This is a genomic window from Pseudoduganella lutea (assembly GCF_004209755.1).
Taxonomy (GTDB): Bacteria; Pseudomonadota; Gammaproteobacteria; order Burkholderiales; family Burkholderiaceae_D; genus Rugamonas; species Rugamonas lutea.
The window spans coordinates 3,385,850-3,403,015 of record NZ_CP035913.1; the positions used below are offsets into that span (position 1 = coordinate 3,385,850).

The following is a 17,166-nucleotide window of genomic DNA, read 5'->3' on the forward strand; positions in this document are numbered from 1 at the left end:
GTCTGCTTGCCGCGCCGTCAGCGCGGCGCCTCGTTGTAGATTTCCTCGCATTCGGCCTGGATGAAGCGGGCCGTGTCCGCAGCCGGGTCGAATGCCGGCTGGGCCGGGGCTGCCGCGACGGCCGTGCCGTCGTCGGGCGACAGCAGCGTGGCGATCAGGCTGCCCATCACGTGTTCGACGCCACGCTGTGCCACGTCGCGCAGGTCGGACGCCAGATATTGGCCGAACGAAGCGGCGTGGCTGATGATCTCGTACGAAGGGAAATATTGCACATAATCGTAGCGCGGCTCGACGGCGCCGACGGCGGCGCGCAGCACCGATTTCGAATAGCTCGACGCGACCAGCACATTGTCGTTCGTGTACGTCGCCACCAGCGGCACCGGCGATACGGTCAGGATGATCTTCACGGCCAGGTTCACGCCGCGCACCGCCTGCACCAGGGCATCGAGATCGCTCTCGACCTCGGCACAGGTCAGGTTGCGGAACAGGTGGATGGCCGGGTCGAACACGCCTTTCGCGGTGCCCGGGCAGGCCGGATAGGTGTGGCCACCCGCCGCGTGGTACCAGCTTTCGGTCAGTCCCAGCGTAAAGACGAACACTTCGGCCGTCGTGAACATCGTGCGCACGCAGGCCAGGTGAAAGCGCCGGTCGTGCCGCGCTTCGTCCCGTGTGGCGAAGCCGTCCGGCACGGCATTCGGTCGCATCAGGTCGTACCAGCGGCCGTCGTGCTCCGCGTAGTCGTCGATCACGGGCATCTGTCCGAATGCCTGGCGAAACAGTTCGAGCGCCTGGCGCGCCGTGTAGATGTTGCCGTAACGGGCGGTGAACAGTTCGTAGCTAGCCGTTTCGCCGCCGTGCGCCACGGCCAGCGGATGCGGCTGTTCGGCGAGGTAGCGGCCGCAGCCGGCATGGTTCAGGTAGCGCGCGATGTGCTGCGCGAAGCAGCTGCCGGCGGTGGCGATGCGGTCGCTGCGCCGTATCATGAATTTCGGCGTGCCGCACAATTGCAGGTCGCGCCATGGCGTTTTCGCCACGAAGCGGTTCCAGAAGTTCCTGTCGGGCAGGTTGGAATACGGATGCATCATGGCCCCCCGTCGTCGTAAAGCCGTTTCAGCTCGGCGGCCAGCAACGCACCGTATGCGTCGTTGCCGTGCGTCGCGCCGAACGCATATTCCGCCTTCAGTCCGCCGCTGGGCGCCAGCGCCTGGCCCGGCGTTTCCACGAAGTGCACCGACACGCCCATCGCCTGCAGGCCTTCGCGGATGATCCGGTTCGACAAGTGGTAGTACTTCAGCCGCAGCGACAAAGGCGCGATACCGTAGTGGTCGAGGTACTGGCGGAAACCTTCCGGCACGCGGCGGATCTCGTCTTCCGATTCCGTCGGCGGTGGCGCGAACACGTGCACCAGGCGGATCTCCGGCAGCGCCACGCGGGCCAGTGCCAGCGCGGCGACCGTCGATTGCTGGTAGGGGGCGAGCTGGCTGCGGATCACCGCTTCGGCCACCGGCTGCGCACCCTCGATGAAAGGCAGGTCCTCGTGGCCCGGCAGGACAAAGTCGAATGGCTGCGGGTGGCGCACCAGCGACAGCGCCGAATGCGCGCTGCCATGCAGGATCGAGACCAGCATCGCGTCGTGCTGCCGCGGCTGCAATTGCGACAGCAGTTCGATAAAGCCCGGATGGCCCTGCAGCATGCGGCTGCCATCGCCGGCCGGCTGCATCTGGACGATATCGCCCCAGCCCTGGTCCGAAATGATCAGGCTGTTCAGCATGTCGCCTGGCAGCATTCCCGGTTTCGTGGCCACCGGCGTGAAATCGGTGGCCTTGCTGGTGATCCATTCATCCAGCTCAGGTGCCCGGCCCGCGGCGACGGCGCGCAGCAGGCAGACGGTATGGCTCATGCCCATCACGTAAATCATGTCAGTCCTCGTGGGGCGACGTTGGTGGCGGCGCCTCGGCCGGATCCAGGTAGCGGACCAGGCGTGCGGGGTTGCCGGTGACCAGCGCATGCGGCGGCACGTCGCGGGTCACCACGGCGCCCGCACCCACCATCGCATGGTGGCCGATCGTCACGCCCGGCAGGATCACGGCGCCGGCGCCGATCGACGCGTGATGTTCGACCACCGTTTGCGGGAAGGCGTCGGGATACTGCTTCGAGCGCGGATAGCGGTCGTTGGTGAACGTGGCGTTCGGGCCGATGAACACATGGTCGCCTACCCGCAATCCATCCCACAGGTAGACGCCGCACTTGACGGTGACGCTGTCGCCGACGATCACATCGTTCTCGACGAGGCAATGGGCGTTGATGTTGCAGTGGTCGCCGATCACGGCACCCTGCAGCACCACGCAGAATTGCCAGACGGTGGTCGAAGGACCGATCTGCGTGCTGTGCACGTCGGCCAGTGGATGGATTTTCGCCATGGCGTTTCCTACAGCGCCGCCACGGCGGCACGTACGGCCGCGGCCACCTCGTCCACCTGGGCCGGTGTCATGCCGGGCGCGATCGGCAGGCTCAGCACTTCGCGGTGGATCGCCTCGGCGATCGGGAAGGCGCCCTCCTGGTAGCCCAGTTCGGCATATGCCTGCTGCATGTGCGGCGCGATCGGGTAATGGACGATCGTGCCGATACCCGCTTCGGCCAGCTTCGCCGCCAGCGCATCGCGCCGCGCGTGCCGCACCACGTACAGGTGCCACACCGGCTCGGCCCATTCGGGCACGAACGGCAGCGCCAGCCCGTCGATACCGGCCAGCAGTTCGTCGTAGCGTGCGGCGACGGCGCGGCGCGCGGCGTTGTCGGCGTCCAGCGTTGCCAGCTTGACGGACAGGAAGGCCGCCTGCAGCTCGTCCAGCCGCGAGTTGAAGCCCTGCACGAGGTTTTGGTATTTCTTTTGCGAGCCGTAGTTGCGATAAGTGCGCACGATATCGTTCAGTGCCGTATCGTCGGTGACGATGCCACCCCCATCACCCAGCGCGCCCAGGTTCTTGCCCGGATAGAAGCTGAATGCGCCCGCGTGGCCCAGGCTGCCCGTGCGGCGGCCGCGGTAGCGCGCACCGTGCGCCTGCGCGGCATCCTCGATCAGCTTCAGGCCATGCCGGTCGGCCAGTGCGCACAGCGGGTCCATGTCCGCCGGCTGGCCATACAGGTGCACTGCGATGATTGCCCGCGTGCGCGGCGTGATGGCCGCTTCGACCAGTGCCGGATCGAGGTTGTACGTGGCTTCCACGGGTTCGACGGGAATCGGCACGGCGCCGACCTGGCTGACCGCCAGCCAGGTGGCGATGAAGGTATTCGACGGCACGATCACCTCGTCGCCGGGGCCGATGCCGTAACCCTTCAGCACCAGCATGATCGCGTCGAGGCCGTTGGCCACGCCGATGCCGTGCCGCGCCTCGCAGTATGCGGCGAACGATTGTTCGAATTGCTCGACTTCCTTGCCGAGGATGTACCAGCCGGAATCGAGCACGCGCCGGAATGCCGCCTGCAACTGATCGGCATGCGCATGGTTGAGGGCCTTCAGGTCGAGGAATGGAACGCTCATGGCTTGCTTTCCGCTGCGTCGCGACGGCGCACCATCGCCGCAAAATCGTCGTAGTCGTAGTGGTAATCGGCCTTGTCGAACTTGGTCGACGCCAGCACCAGGCACACGCCTCCGGACGAAAAGTTTTCCACTTCGCGCCACATCATCTTCGGAATGTAGAGGCCGTAATAGGACCGGTTCAGGTGGAACTTCTTGCGTTCGTAGCCATCGTCGACGATCACGTCGAAGCTGCCGGACATCGCGATCATCAGCTGCTGCAGCTCGACGTGGCCGTGGCCGGCGCGCGACGAGCCGCCCGGCACGTCATACAGGTAATACACGCGTTCGATGTCGAACGGCACCTGGACGCCGCCTTCGATGACCGACAGGTTGCCGCGCGGGTCGGCGTGCTTCGGCAGGTCGATGATGCGGCAGTGCTCCATCATGCCCATGGTGTCAATCCTTCAACGGTTGGAGATAAGTCTGGTAGCGCTCGTACGAGTCGCCGATCTGGGTGAACACGCCGCGCAGCGATTCCCAGGCGCCGCGCACCTGCTCCTGCGTGGCCAGCAGCTCGTCGTTCGAGATCACACCCGTCGCGTGAGAGGCCAGCAGCAGGTCGAAGTAATCGGAAAAGCAGTAGCCGAAGTTGGGGTTGGCGTTGATGTTCGAATTGGATTGCAGCACCGGGTCGCGGCGGAAATAACTCAGTTCCTCGTCGATATAGAACGCGGTGCCGCCGGCGGCCAGGTTGAAATAGGCGGCCAGGTCGGCCAGGCCGTGCGTGCAGTCGTGCGGGCCGACGACAAACAGTTTGCGGGGGCCGATCTCCCACAACTTGCTGCGGCGGAACAGGATCGTCGAGAACTCGCCGACGAAGTTGCGCATGCCCAGCGTGGAGCTGCGCTGCAGCTCCAGTCCGGTCATGCTGCCGCTGGCCTCGAACGGGCGGCGCGTTTCGGTACGCCCGTTGCGCGCATCGATCACCTGGCTGGCGGAAAACACCAGTTGCACGTCGGGCCGGTCCTGCAGCGCGGCCACCATGCGCTCGATACAGAACGGGTGCAGGATATCGTCGTCGAACAACGGCTTGACCAGTTCGCCCTTGGCGCTGAAGAAGGCCGACAGCACGTTTTCCTCGCGGATCACGCTGTTGCGCTGGTAGATCACGCCGGGAAAACGGGCGCAGATGTCGCGGATCGCCTCGGTCGGGCAATTGTCGCTGACGAGGATCTCCGTGTTCAGGTAAGTCTGCCCGATCGCGGAGCGCAGGCACTGTTCGAAGTGCTCGGCCTTGTACGACGGGATGACGATGGAGACTTTCGGGAATGGCATGCGTTGTCCTCAGACGAGATGGGCCACGATCACGTATTGCCAGGCCAGGGCATCCTGCGCTGCCTGTTCGCCGTCGTTGCCGCTGGCCTGGGCCAGCGCGCGGATCGCGGGCAGGAAGGCATCGCGCCCCGGCTCGTCGCGGATCACCGGCGAGCCGGCCGCGAACTCGAAGCCGGCCTGGCGCAGCGCGTCGAGCACGGTGCCCCGGGTGTACAGGTGCAAGTCGCCGGGCGTCACGATTCCGCCTTCGCGATAGCGCAGGTCGCCGATCGCCAGGCCAGCCTGCACGCTCCAGTGCTGGGCGTTGCGGATCGACAGCACCAGCTTGCCACCGGGGGCGATCAGGCGGCGTATCGTCGCCAGCACGGCGGCCGGGTCGCGGAATTCGCCCAGCACTTCGCCAAGCACCCAGCAATCGGCACCGGCCGCATGGGTCAGCAGCCGTTCGTCGGCCAGTTCCATGTCGGCGTCGAACACGTAGTCACAGTGCGGTCGCGCCAGGTCGGCCTTCGCGCCATCCTTTTCGATGCCGGTATAGCGGCAGATCGGGAAGCGGGCACGGTAGGCTTTCGCGAACGTGCCGTCGCCGCAGCCGATATCGACGATGCGCTGCGCATCCTGCGGCATGAAGTGCAGCAAATGGGCATTCACCTCGCTGCCGGTGGAGGGCAGGTCGTAGTGGTAGCCGCCGGTGCGCAGCACGGTTCCCTGCCATGGGTGCTTGATGTAATGGATCGCTTCGGGCGAATGGAAGTCGTCTTTCACCCAGTCCACGTGGCCGATCAGGTCCCGGTTGCCGCTCTGGTGCAGCGCCAGCATCGTGGTGATCAGCGGCGCGCCGTGCTTGATCGGCAGTGGCCATTGGCGCACCACGTCCATGTTGACCAGCATGCAGGCCGGGTGCAGGTAGGCCACGGGGCCGTCGTCCGGCCGGTCGTAACCCTGTTCGTTGACGAGCTGGATGCCGCCCACGCCCCACATGCCGGGTTGCAGGTGGGACTGCAGCGATTCCAGGAAGCCTGCACGCTTGATTTCCACGTCGGAATCGAGGAACAGGACCTGGCCTTCCAGACCCAGGTTCTCGATCGCCCACGTCATGCCCGGACCGTGGTGGATGTTGTAGCCGAACGGGATGAATTCCACGTTCTCGAAGCGCTGGGTGATGGGGCCGATCTGCGCCGCGATCTCCGGCCGCGAGCCATCGATCACGTACACCTTGTTCGGGTAGAACTGGCGAAACGTGCGCAGCAGCGCCTCGATCAGGTCCGGCGAGTTGTACGACACGGTCACGACCGGAATGTCCTGGACTGGGATGGCGTTGGTTTGCATGATGTGCCTCTTATTTTTACGCGGCGATCGCGCGCACCAGGTATTGATAGGGCAGCGCATCCTGTTCGGCCAGCACCGGATCGGTGCCGGCGGCTTCGGCGAGCTGGCGAATCGCCGCAAGGACCGCGGGCGGTGGCTGGTGCGCATGCACGGCCGTCATTTCGACGACGGCGAACCCGCAATCCTGCAGCAGCGTGGCCACCGAGGCGCGCGTAAACAGGTGCAGGCTGCGGCGGTCCGGCATGCCGCCGGCCTGGTAATGGAAATTGCCGGAGGCGAGCAGCGACTGCACCAGCCAGTTCTGGGCATTGTTCACGCACGCGATCACTTCCACCCGGCCCAGCGCCTCGCGGCGCAGCCGGTGCAGGAAGGCCCATGGGTCGCGCAGCCGCTCGAGCGTTTCCGGGAAGAGCCAGCACTGGGCTGGCGCGGCTTGCTGCCATTGCGCGTCATCCATCGTTTCCGGCTCGGCGCGGATCACGTTCGTGCTCCAGCCGCCGGCTTCAGGGTCCGTCGTGATGGCGGTGAAGTGCGATTTCGCTTCACGCGCGCGCCAGGCCTGGCCCAGCGTGGCGCCGCCCACTTCGACGACGCTGTGCATGCCCGCGCGCATGAGGGCCAGCATGCTGTTCTGCTGCACGCTGAGCTGCCCCGGCGAAGGATCCGGCACCGCGTGGGTACGGATCGGATCCGGTTCGTCCGACAGCGGCAGGCCGGCCGGGCGCTTCACCACCGAGGCCAGCAGGTCTTCATAGTCGCGCACGAAGCGCGGCGTGTCGAACAATGGGCTGGCATCGCGGTTCGCGGCCAGGCGGGCGCGCAGTTGCGCCATCCGTGCCGGATCGGTGGCCAGCGCCACGGCGGTTTCCTCGTAGTCCGCCAGCGAATGCGTGACCAGTTCCGGCAGCCCTACCGCATGCAGCAGGCTGCCCGCCATGCGCGAGCAGAAGGTCTGGCCGGCCCACGTGAGCACCGGCAGGCCGGCCCACAGGGCATCGCTGGCCGTGGTGCCGGCATTGAACGGATTGGTGTCGAGGAACAGGTCCGCCAGGCGGAAGCGGGCCAGGTATTCGGCTGGCGGCACGCGGCCGGCGAACAGCAGGCGGCTGCCATCGACACCGCGGGCTTCGGCTTCGCGCACCAGGTTGTCCCGCGTGGGTTCCGCGTCGGCCACGATCCACAGCACGCTGCCAGGCACCCGCTGCAGGATGCGCATCCACGCGTCGAACACGCTTGGTGTGAACTTGAAGTTGCTGTTGAACGAGCAGAACACGAATGCGCCTTGCGCGCCTTCCGGCAGGCCGCTGGCCGCGCGTTCCGGCGTGGCACCGATGGCGCGCTGGCGGTCGTTGATCTGGAACGTGTGCGGCATGCGCAGCGGCTTTTCGGTGAAGTGCGGCTCGAGCTCGGGCGGCAGCACGAACGCATCCGCCACCACGTAGTCGACGCCGGGGATCGCCGTTGGCCCCGGGAAGCCCAGCCACGTGAGCTGCACGGGCGCCGGCCGCCAGCCGAGGATCCCTGGGCGGGCGCCCAGCGTGAGGCCGTGCAGGTCGACCAGCACGTCGATCTCGTGCGAGCGGATGCAGCGCGCCGCTTCCTCGTCCGTCATGCGGTCGATACGGATGTAGTGGTCCATCGCGCCGACCACGCGGGCGCGCAGCGGCGAATTGTCTTCGCGGCTCCACGAGAAGGCATAGACTTCCACGCGCGAGCGGTCGTGCAACTCATACAGCTCGGCGGTGAGGATCGATACGGCGTGCGAGCACAGGTCCGATGACAGGTAGCCGATGCGCATGCGCTTGTGCGGGTAGCCTTCCGGCGGCGCCAGCGCAGGGCCGGCATCGGCCACCTTCTCGGCGATGAAGTGGCGCGACGCGGCCAGCTGTTCGGCCGGATCGGGCGACGCGCCCAGCATCGCCAGCGCGGAAGTGTGGCGCCGCATCGTCTCCACCGTGATGCCGGCGAACGGCTGGTAGACGGGCCAGCGGCACAGCTTCTGGCGCAGGTGCACCCAGTGCGTGAGCACGTTCGGCTGGTCCGGATTCAGTTCCAGGCTGCGCGCCAGGATCTCCTCGGCTTCCGGCAGGCGCTTGCGGATCTCCAGCAGGCGGCCGAGGTTGTTCAGCGTTTGCACGTGCAGCTTGTGCTGGTCCGCGAGGTCCGGCACTTCGGCCAGCACCGCGTTCCACGTGGCCAGCGCATCGTCCGGCCGCCCCAGGCGTTCGTACAGCGTGCCCAGGTTCAGGCGCGCCTCGATGAAGCGGGGATTCTCGGAAATGGCCTTGATGTAGCCGCGTTCGGCGCTGGTGTCGTTGCCCGTGCCGCTGTAGGCGATCGCCAGGTTGAACCACACCGCATAGGCCAGCGGCGAGCGGGTGTGCTCCAGCCAGGTTTCATAGAGCCGGATCGCCGCATGTGGCGCACCTTCGTCGATCAGCGTTTGCGCCCCCTGGAACAGTTCCCCGAGGGGCAGCACGCCGCGTTCGGCCTGGCGGAACAATGCATCGGGGATCGCGGGTACGCTCATCGGTGGTGGAGTCTCTCGAAGATGTAAGTGAAGCGTAATCATACTCTGTAGACAGTGGCGCCAGCGTGGATTTTGTAGCCTTTGAGCAACTGTGTCGCCTATTCAACGCATGCCGGCGGAACTCGGTAAGATGAGGCACCCGAAGCGCACCGATACCGCCATGCTCCAGACACCCTCCGCATTCACGCCATTGATCGATACCCCGCGCGACGACGCGAAGTCTGCCGCACCGCCGCTGACGTTCATCTTCCATCGCGGCAAGCTCCTGTTGCGCAGTACGGGCCTGGATGGCGCGGAACCGGCGCTGCCCGCCAGCCTTGCCGGGCTGGAGATCCCGCCGGAACGGCTGCACCCGGTCGGCACCTGGCACGGCCGCTATTGCCAGGCCACGTGGGCCGACGATGACGCGCTGCCCGATGGGGACCATGCATGGTACAACCTGCGCGCGCTGTTCGGCATTGCCGACGATGGCTTTCTCGGCCTTGCCGGCCGGGCCAGCCAGATCGCCGAATGGGCGCGCACGCACCGCTATTGCGGCGTGTGCGCGACGCCCATGGCGCGCGCCGCCGGTGAACGCGCCTACAAATGCGCGGCGTGCGGATTGACCGCCTATCCGCAGATCTGCCCGGCCATGATGGTGTTGATCCGCAAGGGCGACCAGGTGCTGCTGGCGCTGCATACCAATACGCCGGTGCGGCGCTACACGGCGCTGGCCGGCTTCCTGGAGGCGGGCGAATCGATCGAGGAAGCGATCCACCGCGAGGTGTACGAGGAAGTGGGACTGCGCGTGCATAACCTGCAGTACTTCAAGAGCCAGTCATGGCCCTTCCCGAATTCGCTGATGATCGCCTTCACCGCCGAGTACCTCGATGGCGAGATCCGCGTCGATCCGGCCGAGATCGAGGACGCCCGCTGGTTCGGGCCGGATGACGAATGGCCGGAGTCGCCGCACGCCGTGTCGATCGCCAGTGCGCTGATGGCGGCGCATCGTCCGGGGCGCCATGGTCGGTGAAAGGTCACTATTTTATGTATACTGGCGGATACCCTTTCATTTGAGCAGCATTCATCATGTCTAAAGACGCATTTTCCGATCACGACTGGCGCCGTTTCCTGACCTCGCTGGGCGAGGACCCGGATCGCCCGGGCCTGGCGGAAACCCCGCACCGCGTGGCCAAGGCCTGGAAGCACTGGACGTCCGGCTATGACCAGGATCCGGTCGAACTGCTGAAGGCGTTCGAGGATGGCGCGGAGGAATACAACGAGCTGATCGTCGTGCGCAACATCCCCGTCTACAGCCATTGCGAACACCACCTGGCGCCGTTCTTCGGCAAGGCCACCGTTGGTTATGTGCCGAATGGCAAGATCGTCGGCCTGTCGAAGCTGACCCGCCTGGTCGACTGCTTCTCCAAGCGGCTGCAGGTGCAGGAGCGCATGACGGTGCAGATCGCCAATACGCTGATGGAAGTGCTGGAACCGAAGGCCGTGGGCGTCGTCGTCAAGTGCCGCCACATGTGCATGGAAAGCCGCGGCATCCGCACGCCGGGCGAGGAAACGATCACGTCGGCCATGCTCGGCGAGCTGCAGCCGAACCTGGCCCTGCGCACCGAGTTCCTGGCGCTGGCCCGGGACTGAGCCAGGATCCGGTATTTTAAGAAATATTGCCGGGAAAATGGGGTACGCCGGAGCGCCGTACCGCCCCATTTTCCCGGCAACTATTTCTCGTTTGCTTCATTGAAGATGATCTGATCGATTTCCGCCCGGAAATCGCCTACCTTCGTTCCCGTTGCCGGTCCTTCCGTGGACACGAGCGAGCATGTCTGTGTCTCCACGTGCCATACCTGGCTGCCGGCGCGCAGCGCCCACTGGTTGTCGCCCTCGCTGAACAGTTCCACGGTCGTGTCTTCCAATGGCAGTTCGGCCAGGTCGATGCGCCGCTGGCACTCCGGCAGGCGCGTAGCCATCAGCACGAAGCGGCCTTCCTCGCTCCAGAAATGGTCTTGCTGGCGCCGCACGGTCAGCGTGTGTTCCTGGGTACTGTCCGCATAGTAGGTGGCGGAATCGTTGTAGCAGCCGGCCAGCAAAAGTGGGGTCAGCAGAATCAGCTTGCGCATCGTGGAGTCCTGGCGGTGGTCGTCTGGTCGATTATAACGAACCACGCACGATTGCCCTGCCGGGCACCACTCGTTGCATTTAGGATAAACTTGTCCTTTTCCCGTCCAGCTCGCGCATATGCCTCACACCCGCATCGACGACCAGAGTTTCCGCCGCATCCTGTTCCGCAACATCACGCTGCCGCTGGCCGCGGGGATCGTCAGCGCCGCCGTTTTCATTGCCGTATTCGCCTACCTGCTCAATGCGCTGACCCTGGTCGAGCATTCCGAGCGGGTGATCGGCAATGCCCAGGAATTGCGCAAGCTGGCCGTGGACATGGAAACCGGCATGCGCGGCTACCTGTTGACCGGCGAGGAATCGTTCCTGGCCCCTTATAAGCTGGCCCGGCCAAAGATCGATACGGCCCTGAACACGCTGACCGAGCTGGTGGAGGACAACCCCGCCCAGGTCGACCGGCTGCGCAATATCCGCGCCCAGCAGAAGCAATGGGAGCGGGCCGCGGAGGAAATGATGAACCTGCGGAAAACCGGCGGCGACTATCTGTCGACGGTGCGGGCACAGCGCGGCAAGATCGAATTCGATGAATTGCGCTCGTTGTTCATTGCGTTCATCTCCACCGAAGAGCGTCTGCGGATGGACCGCAACCGCGATGCGAAGACCGTTACCTACGTCACGGTGGTGGGCTTCCTCACCGTCAGCCTGGTGCTCAGCGGTTTTCTCGCCTGGTTCGGCCGCAAGGAGCTGATGCGCCTTTCCGAAGCCTATAACGAGGCCTTGTCCGAGCAGGGCAAGCATGCCGAACGCGTGCAGCGGCAATCGTGGATGCGTTCCGGCCAGAGCCAGATGGCCGAGCAGGGCATCGGCCAGCTCTCGACCCAGGCCCTGTCGACGACGCTGCTGCATTTCCTGGCCCGTTATCTCGATGTCGTGGTCGGCGCGATGTACGTGCGCGAGCCGGATGGCCTGATGCGTCGCACCGCCGCCTTCGGTTTCTCGGCCGAGGATGAAGAACGCGGGCGCCTGCTGGCACCCGACGAAGGCGTGGTGGGCCAGGCTGCGCAGATGCGCCGCCTGATCCACCTGGAAAACCTGCCGCCGGATTACCTGAAGCTGTCTTCCGCGCTGGGCAGCGCCACGCCCACGCAGGTGCTGGTGCTGCCGGTGGCCAGCGATGGGCGCGTCAATGGCGTGATCGAGCTGGGCTTCCTGCACCCGGTGGGGGAAAAGGAAACGGAATTCCTGAACCTGGTGGCGGACAATATCGGTACCGCGATCGAAGCCACGCTGGCGCGCCAGCGCATGCAGGAGCTGCTGGTGGAAACCCAGCAGCTGAACGAGGAACTGCAGGTGCAGCAGGAAGAGCTGCGCACGGCGAACGAGGAACTGGAAGAGCAGTCGCGCGTGCTGGAGGAATCACAGGCCAGCCTGGAAAACCAGAAGGCGGAACTGGAACAGACCAACGAGCAGCTGGCCGAGCAGGCCGTGGCACTGGACCAGAAAAACACGGCGCTGAACGATGCCCAGTCCCAGCTGGAAGAACGGGCGCGCGACCTGGAACGCGCCAGCCAGTACAAATCGCAGTTCCTGGCCAATATGTCGCACGAGCTGCGCACGCCGCTGAACAGCTCGCTGATCCTGGCCAAGCTGCTGTCCGACAATACGCAGGGCAACCTGAACGAGGAACAGGTGCGTTTCGCGCAAACGATCTACTCGGCCGGCAACGACCTGCTGAACCTGATCAACGACATCCTTGACATCTCGAAAGTGGAAGCCGGCAAGCTGGAGCTCAATCCGGAAGAGCTGCGCCTGCAGCAGGTGATGGAAGGCTTGCGCCGCACGTTCGAACCGCTGGCCCGCCAGAAGGGGCTGGACTTCGCGCTGGTGCTGGCGCCGGGCCTGCCGGACACCGTTTATACGGATTGCCAGCGCCTGGAACAGATCCTGAAGAACCTGCTGTCCAACGCCCTGAAGTTCACCGACGAGGGAGCGGTAACGCTGCGCGTGGAACCGGGATCGAACGGCCAGGTGTGTTTCGCGGTGACGGACACCGGCATCGGCATCCGCGCCGACCAGCACGAGGCGATCTTCGGCGCCTTCCAGCAAGCCGATGGCACCACCAGCCGCAAGTACGGCGGCACGGGCCTGGGCCTGTCGATCTCGCGCGACCTGGCCATGCTGCTGGGCGGTACGATCACGCTGCACAGCACCGTGGGCCAGGGCAGCACCTTCACGCTGACCTTGCCGGTGCAGTGGTCGGCGGCGCCGCACCGCGTGGAATCGTCGCTGGCACCGGCGCCCGCGCCGGCACCGGTGCCCGTACCAGCCACCCCTGCCATGGCCTCGTTCAGCGCAGCACCTGCGGGCGCACCGGCACCTGCGCCCGTGCAGCGTGCATTCGAGGACGACCGCGACCAGCCGGCACCGCCCGAGCGCACCGTGCTCGTGATCGAGGACGAGCCGGCGTTCGCGCGCATCCTGTATGACCTGGCGCACGAGATGGATTACCGCTGCCTGGTCGCGTTCGCGGCGGACGAAGGCCTGCAGATGGCCGAGCAGTACCAGCCGACGGCGATCCTGCTGGACATCCGCCTGCCCGACCGCTCCGGCCTGTCGGTGTTGCAGCTGCTGAAGGATAATCCGCGCACCCGCCACATTCCTGTCCACGTGGTGTCGGCGTCGGACGCGGGCGAGGCGGCGCTGCACATGGGCGCGGTGGGCTTCGCGCTGAAACCCGCTTCGCGCGAGGACCTGCAGGAAGTGTTCGCCCGCCTGGAGCAGAAGTTCACGCAGAAGATCAAGCGCATCCTGCTGGTCGAGGACGACGCGCGCCAGCGCGACAGCGTGGTGCAACTCATTTCGGACGAGGATATCGAGATCGAGGCGGTGGCTTCGGGCGAGGAAGCGCTGGCCCTGCTGCGCACCAATGTCTTCGACTGCATGATCATCGACCTGAAGCTGCCGGACATGCAGGGCAACGAACTGCTGCAGCGCATGTCGCACGAGGAGATCGCCTCGTTCCCGCCGGTCATCGTGTACACGGGTCGCAACCTCACGCGCGCCGAGGAAGCGGACCTGCACAAGTATTCGCGCTCGATCATCATCAAGGGTGCCCGCTCGCCGGAGCGGCTGCTCGACGAGGTGACGCTGTTCCTGCACAAGGTGGAATCCGAGCTGTCGTCCGAGCGGCAGACGATGCTCAAGACGGTGCGCTCGCGCGACCGCGTGTTCGAAGGCCGCCGCATCCTGCTGGTGGACGACGACGTGCGCAACATCTTCGCCCTCACTTCGGCGCTGGAGCAGAAGGGCGCCATCGTGGAGATCGGCCGCAACGGCTTCGAGGCGCTGGAGAAGCTGGAACAGGTGCAGGAGATCGACCTGGTGCTGATGGACGTGATGATGCCGGGCATGGACGGCCTGGAGGCCACCCGCCGCATCCGTGCCGACGGGCGCTGGAACCGGCTGCCGATCATCGCCATCACCGCCAAGGCGATGAAGGATGACCAGGAGCAGTGCCTGGCCGCCGGCGCCAACGATTACCTGGCCAAGCCGATCGACCTGTCGCGCCTGTACTCGCTGCTGCGGGTATGGATGCCGGCCCTGGACCGTATCTGAGATGACGACGATGCAGCCGATCCGTGCCCAGCACAGCGATACCGACATCGAGCTGAAAATGCTGATGGAGGCGATCTACCTGAAATACAGCTACGACTTCCGCGACTACACCGGCGCTTCGCAGAAGCGCCGCGTGGTGCACGCGATGAAGGAGATGCGCTGCGAGACGATCTCGCAGCTGCAATCGCGCGTGCTGCATGAACCGGCTGCGTTTTCCGAGCTGCTGCAATACCTGACGATTCCCGTCACCGAGATGTTCCGCGATCCGACCTACTTTGCCGCGCTGCGCGAGCACGTGATGCCCGTCCTGTCCACCTACCCGTCGCTGAAGATCTGGGTGGCCGGCTGCAGCACCGGCGAGGAAGTGTATTCGCTGGCCATCCTGCTGAAGGAGGAAGGGCTGCTCGAGCGCAGTATCATCTACGCCACGGACATCAATCCGCAGTCGCTGGAAAAGGCAAAAAAGGGGCTGTTCCCGCTGGAGAACATGCGGGCCTACACGGAAAACTACCAGGCCGCGGGCGGGCGGCGCGCCTTCTCGGACTACTACACGGCAGCGTACAATGCCGCTTTGTTCGACCGTTCGCTGGCCGAGAACGTGACGTTCGCGGACCATAGCCTGGCCACCGATGCGGTGTTCGCGGAAACGCAGTTCATCAGCTGCCGCAACGTGATGATCTATTTTAAAAAGAGGCTGCAGGAGCGCGCGCTGGGCTTGTTCCACGAGTCGCTGTGCCATCGCGGTTTCCTGGGCCTGGGCAGCAAGGAGAGTATCGACTTCTCACCCTATGGCCCGTTGTTCGAGCCGATCGTCAAGCGCGAGCGGCTGTTCAGGAAACTGTAATGGATGATGCCACCCTGGCGCTGGCCCTGGCGAAGCGCCGCATCTCCGCGATTGTCATCGGTGCTTCCGCCGGTGGCGTGAATGCGCTGATCGAGATCCTGCCCGGCTTGCCGCGCGCGTTCCCGTACCCGGTGCTGACGGTGCTGCACGTGATGCGCGCGCGCCAGAACCAGCTGGTGGAAGTGTTCAGCCAGCGCCTCGCCTTGCGCGTGGAAGAAGCGGTGGACAAAGGGGAGCCGGTGGCAGGCACGCTGTACTTCGCGCCGGCCGATTACCACCTGTCGATCGAGGCCGATCGCGTGTTTTCGCTGAGCCTCGAACCGCCCGTGCATTTTGCCCGGCCGGCGATCGACATCACGATGGAAACGGCGGCCGACGTGTACGGCCCCGAACTGGTAGGCATCCTGCTCACCGGCGCCAACCACGATGGCGCGGCGGGGCTGGCCGCGATCGGCAGGGCTGGCGGCCTGACGGTGGTGCAGGACCCGGCGGAAGCGCAAGTGAGCGTGATGCCGAATGAAGCGATCCGGCTGCGCGCGCCGGACCTGGTGCTGCCACTGCGGGATATCCGCAGGCTGCTGCAACTGTCGATGGAGAATTTGCAATGAATAATGTGCCCAACAAGGAATGCAGCCTGGGGTTGACGAGCGGCGCACCTGGACACCCCGTCGGCAACGTGACGAAGCTGTTGATTGTCGACGACCTGCCGGAAAACCTGCGCGCGCTGAACGCCATCATCCGGGCGGACAACCGCGCCGTGTACCAGGCGTCGTCCGGCGAGGAAGCGCTGGCGCTGCTGCTCGAACACGATTTCGCGCTGGCCATCCTGGACGTGCAGATGCCGGGCATGGACGGTTTCGAGCTGGCCGAACTGATGCGCGGCACGGACAAGACGCGCCATATCCCGATCGTGTTCGTGAGCGCGGCCGGCAAGGAACTGAATTACGCGTTCAAGGGCTATGAAACGGGGGCCGTCGACTTCCTCTACAAGCCGCTCGATCCCGACGCGGTGCGCAGCAAGGTCAACGTGTTCGTCGACCTGCATTGCCAGCGCATGGAGATCCGCCGCCGGGTCGAAGAGCAGCACACCATGATGAACGAGCTGCGTGCGGCCCAGGAAGAACTGCGCTATGCGCTGCGCGTGCGCGACGAGTTCATGTCGATGGTGGCGCACGAGCTGCGCACGCCGCTGAATACGCTGTTCCTGGGCACGCAGATGCGCAAGATGCAGCTCGAGCGCGGCAACCTCGAAGCGTTCGGCAAGCCGGCGCTGGAAAAGATGGTGGAAGGCGATGGCCGCCAGATCCAGGCCATGATCCGGCTGATCGACGACATGATGGACGTGTCGCGCATCCGCAGCGGCGTGCTGTCGATCCGACCCGCCTGGACCGAATTGCAAGCCATGCTGCGCCGCCTGACGGACGACCTGTCGCGCCAGGCGCAGGATGCCGGCACCACCTTCGAGCTCGAGGCGCCCGAGACCGTGAGCGGCTGGTGGGACGAGTTCCGCATCGAGCAGGTGATCGTCAACCTGCTGACCAATGCGCTGCGCTATGGCGGCGGCAAGCCGGTGCGCATCCGCCTGACGACCAGCGACACGGAGGCGCGGGTGGACGTGATCGACCAGGGCCCCGGGATCGATGAAGCCATGCAGGCGCGCATCTTCCTGCCCTATGAGCGGGTGGCCGGCAACGGCGTGCCTTCCGGGCTGGGCCTGGGCTTGTACATTTCGCGGCAACTGGCCGAGGCGCACCGGGGCACGCTGACGGTGGCCAGCCGGCCAGGCGAGGGTTCCGTGTTTACGCTGGCGCTGCCCCGCCAGGAAAAGCCAGCCGCCTGATCCGCCGGCCGGTTTTCGTGCCATGCTTGCCCGTTTTCCTGCGTTTC

General features: G+C 65.4%; 15 protein-coding genes. 6 read left to right on the top strand and 9 right to left on the bottom strand.

Annotation, left to right across the window (positions count from 1 at the left end; all coding sequences use genetic code 11):
- Window positions 1-17: 17 nt before the first annotated feature.
- Genes EWM63_RS31805 through EWM63_RS14340 form a run of 8 tightly spaced genes read right to left on the bottom strand, consistent with a single transcriptional unit; the run spans window position 18 to window position 8,711 of the window.
- A complete protein-coding gene (locus tag EWM63_RS31805; protein ID WP_165390828.1) occupies window positions 18-1,085 on the bottom strand; it encodes a GSCFA domain-containing protein in 1,068 nt (355 codons plus the stop codon).
- Window positions 1,082-1,918: a hypothetical protein gene (locus EWM63_RS31810; RefSeq protein ID WP_165390829.1), complete on the bottom strand. Its 837-nt coding sequence runs from the start codon at window positions 1,916-1,918 to the stop codon at window positions 1,082-1,084. Before EWM63_RS31810 ends, EWM63_RS31805 begins: the two co-directional genes overlap by 4 nt.
- A gap of 1 nt (window position 1,919) precedes the next feature.
- On the bottom strand, window positions 1,920-2,420 hold the full coding sequence (locus EWM63_RS32820; protein ID WP_130187141.1) for an acyltransferase: 501 nt from the start codon (window positions 2,418-2,420) through the stop codon (window positions 1,920-1,922).
- 8 nt (window positions 2,421-2,428) lie between these two features.
- Complete coding sequence (locus EWM63_RS14320) at window positions 2,429-3,538, bottom strand: DegT/DnrJ/EryC1/StrS family aminotransferase (protein ID WP_130187142.1); 1,110 nt, start codon at window positions 3,536-3,538, stop codon at window positions 2,429-2,431.
- Complete coding sequence (locus tag EWM63_RS14325) at window positions 3,535-3,963, bottom strand: sugar 3,4-ketoisomerase (protein WP_371861245.1); 429 nt, start codon at window positions 3,961-3,963, stop codon at window positions 3,535-3,537. Before EWM63_RS14325 ends, EWM63_RS14320 begins: the two co-directional genes overlap by 4 nt.
- 10 nt (window positions 3,964-3,973) lie before the next feature.
- Window positions 3,974-4,852 (bottom strand): glycosyltransferase family 2 protein, encoded by an 879-nt coding sequence (locus EWM63_RS14330; protein ID WP_130187144.1) that lies wholly within the window; start codon window positions 4,850-4,852, stop codon window positions 3,974-3,976.
- 9 nt (window positions 4,853-4,861) lie between these two features.
- Entirely contained in the window at window positions 4,862-6,181 is a 1,320-nt protein-coding gene (locus tag EWM63_RS14335; protein WP_229487894.1) for a bifunctional glycosyltransferase/class I SAM-dependent methyltransferase, read from the bottom strand.
- 16 nt (window positions 6,182-6,197) lie between these two features.
- Window positions 6,198-8,711: an O-linked N-acetylglucosamine transferase, SPINDLY family protein gene (locus EWM63_RS14340; RefSeq protein ID WP_130187146.1), complete on the bottom strand. Its 2,514-nt coding sequence runs from the start codon at window positions 8,709-8,711 to the stop codon at window positions 6,198-6,200.
- 160 nt (window positions 8,712-8,871) lie between these two features.
- Here EWM63_RS14340 and nudC point away from each other — a divergent pair, with 160 nt between their 5' ends.
- Window positions 8,872-9,723: an NAD(+) diphosphatase gene (gene nudC / locus EWM63_RS14345; RefSeq protein WP_130190378.1), complete on the top strand. Its 852-nt coding sequence runs from the start codon at window positions 8,872-8,874 to the stop codon at window positions 9,721-9,723.
- Window positions 9,724-9,779: 56 nt separating this feature from the next.
- Window positions 9,780-10,343, top strand: coding sequence for a GTP cyclohydrolase I FolE (folE, locus tag EWM63_RS14350; protein WP_130187147.1), 564 nt, complete (start codon window positions 9,780-9,782; stop codon window positions 10,341-10,343).
- An 80-nt stretch (window positions 10,344-10,423) separates the two neighbouring features.
- On the opposite strand, the gene EWM63_RS14355 is transcribed toward folE, so the two are convergent.
- Complete coding sequence (locus EWM63_RS14355) at window positions 10,424-10,822, bottom strand: hypothetical protein (protein ID WP_130187148.1); 399 nt, start codon at window positions 10,820-10,822, stop codon at window positions 10,424-10,426.
- A 118-nt stretch (window positions 10,823-10,940) separates the two neighbouring features.
- Here EWM63_RS14355 and EWM63_RS14360 point away from each other — a divergent pair, with 118 nt between their 5' ends.
- Genes EWM63_RS14360 through EWM63_RS14375 form a run of 4 tightly spaced genes read left to right on the top strand, consistent with a single transcriptional unit; the run spans window position 10,941 to window position 17,119 of the window.
- Window positions 10,941-14,435 carry a response regulator gene (locus tag EWM63_RS14360; RefSeq protein WP_130187149.1) on the top strand — a complete coding sequence of 1,165 codons (3,495 nt, stop codon included), beginning with the start codon at window positions 10,941-10,943 and terminating at the stop codon, window positions 14,433-14,435.
- A gap of 1 nt (window position 14,436) precedes the next feature.
- Window positions 14,437-15,279: a CheR family methyltransferase gene (locus tag EWM63_RS14365; RefSeq protein WP_229487895.1), complete on the top strand. Its 843-nt coding sequence runs from the start codon at window positions 14,437-14,439 to the stop codon at window positions 15,277-15,279.
- The gene (locus EWM63_RS14370; RefSeq protein ID WP_130187150.1) at window positions 15,279-15,887 is read left to right on the top strand and encodes a chemotaxis protein CheB; all 609 of its coding nucleotides are present in this window, start codon (window positions 15,279-15,281) and stop codon (window positions 15,885-15,887) included. The genes EWM63_RS14365 and EWM63_RS14370 overlap by 1 nt, the downstream gene beginning before the upstream one ends.
- On the top strand, window positions 15,884-17,119 hold the full coding sequence (locus tag EWM63_RS14375; protein ID WP_130187151.1) for a hybrid sensor histidine kinase/response regulator: 1,236 nt from the start codon (window positions 15,884-15,886) through the stop codon (window positions 17,117-17,119). The genes EWM63_RS14370 and EWM63_RS14375 overlap by 4 nt, the downstream gene beginning before the upstream one ends.
- Window positions 17,120-17,166: the final 47 nt, after the last annotated feature.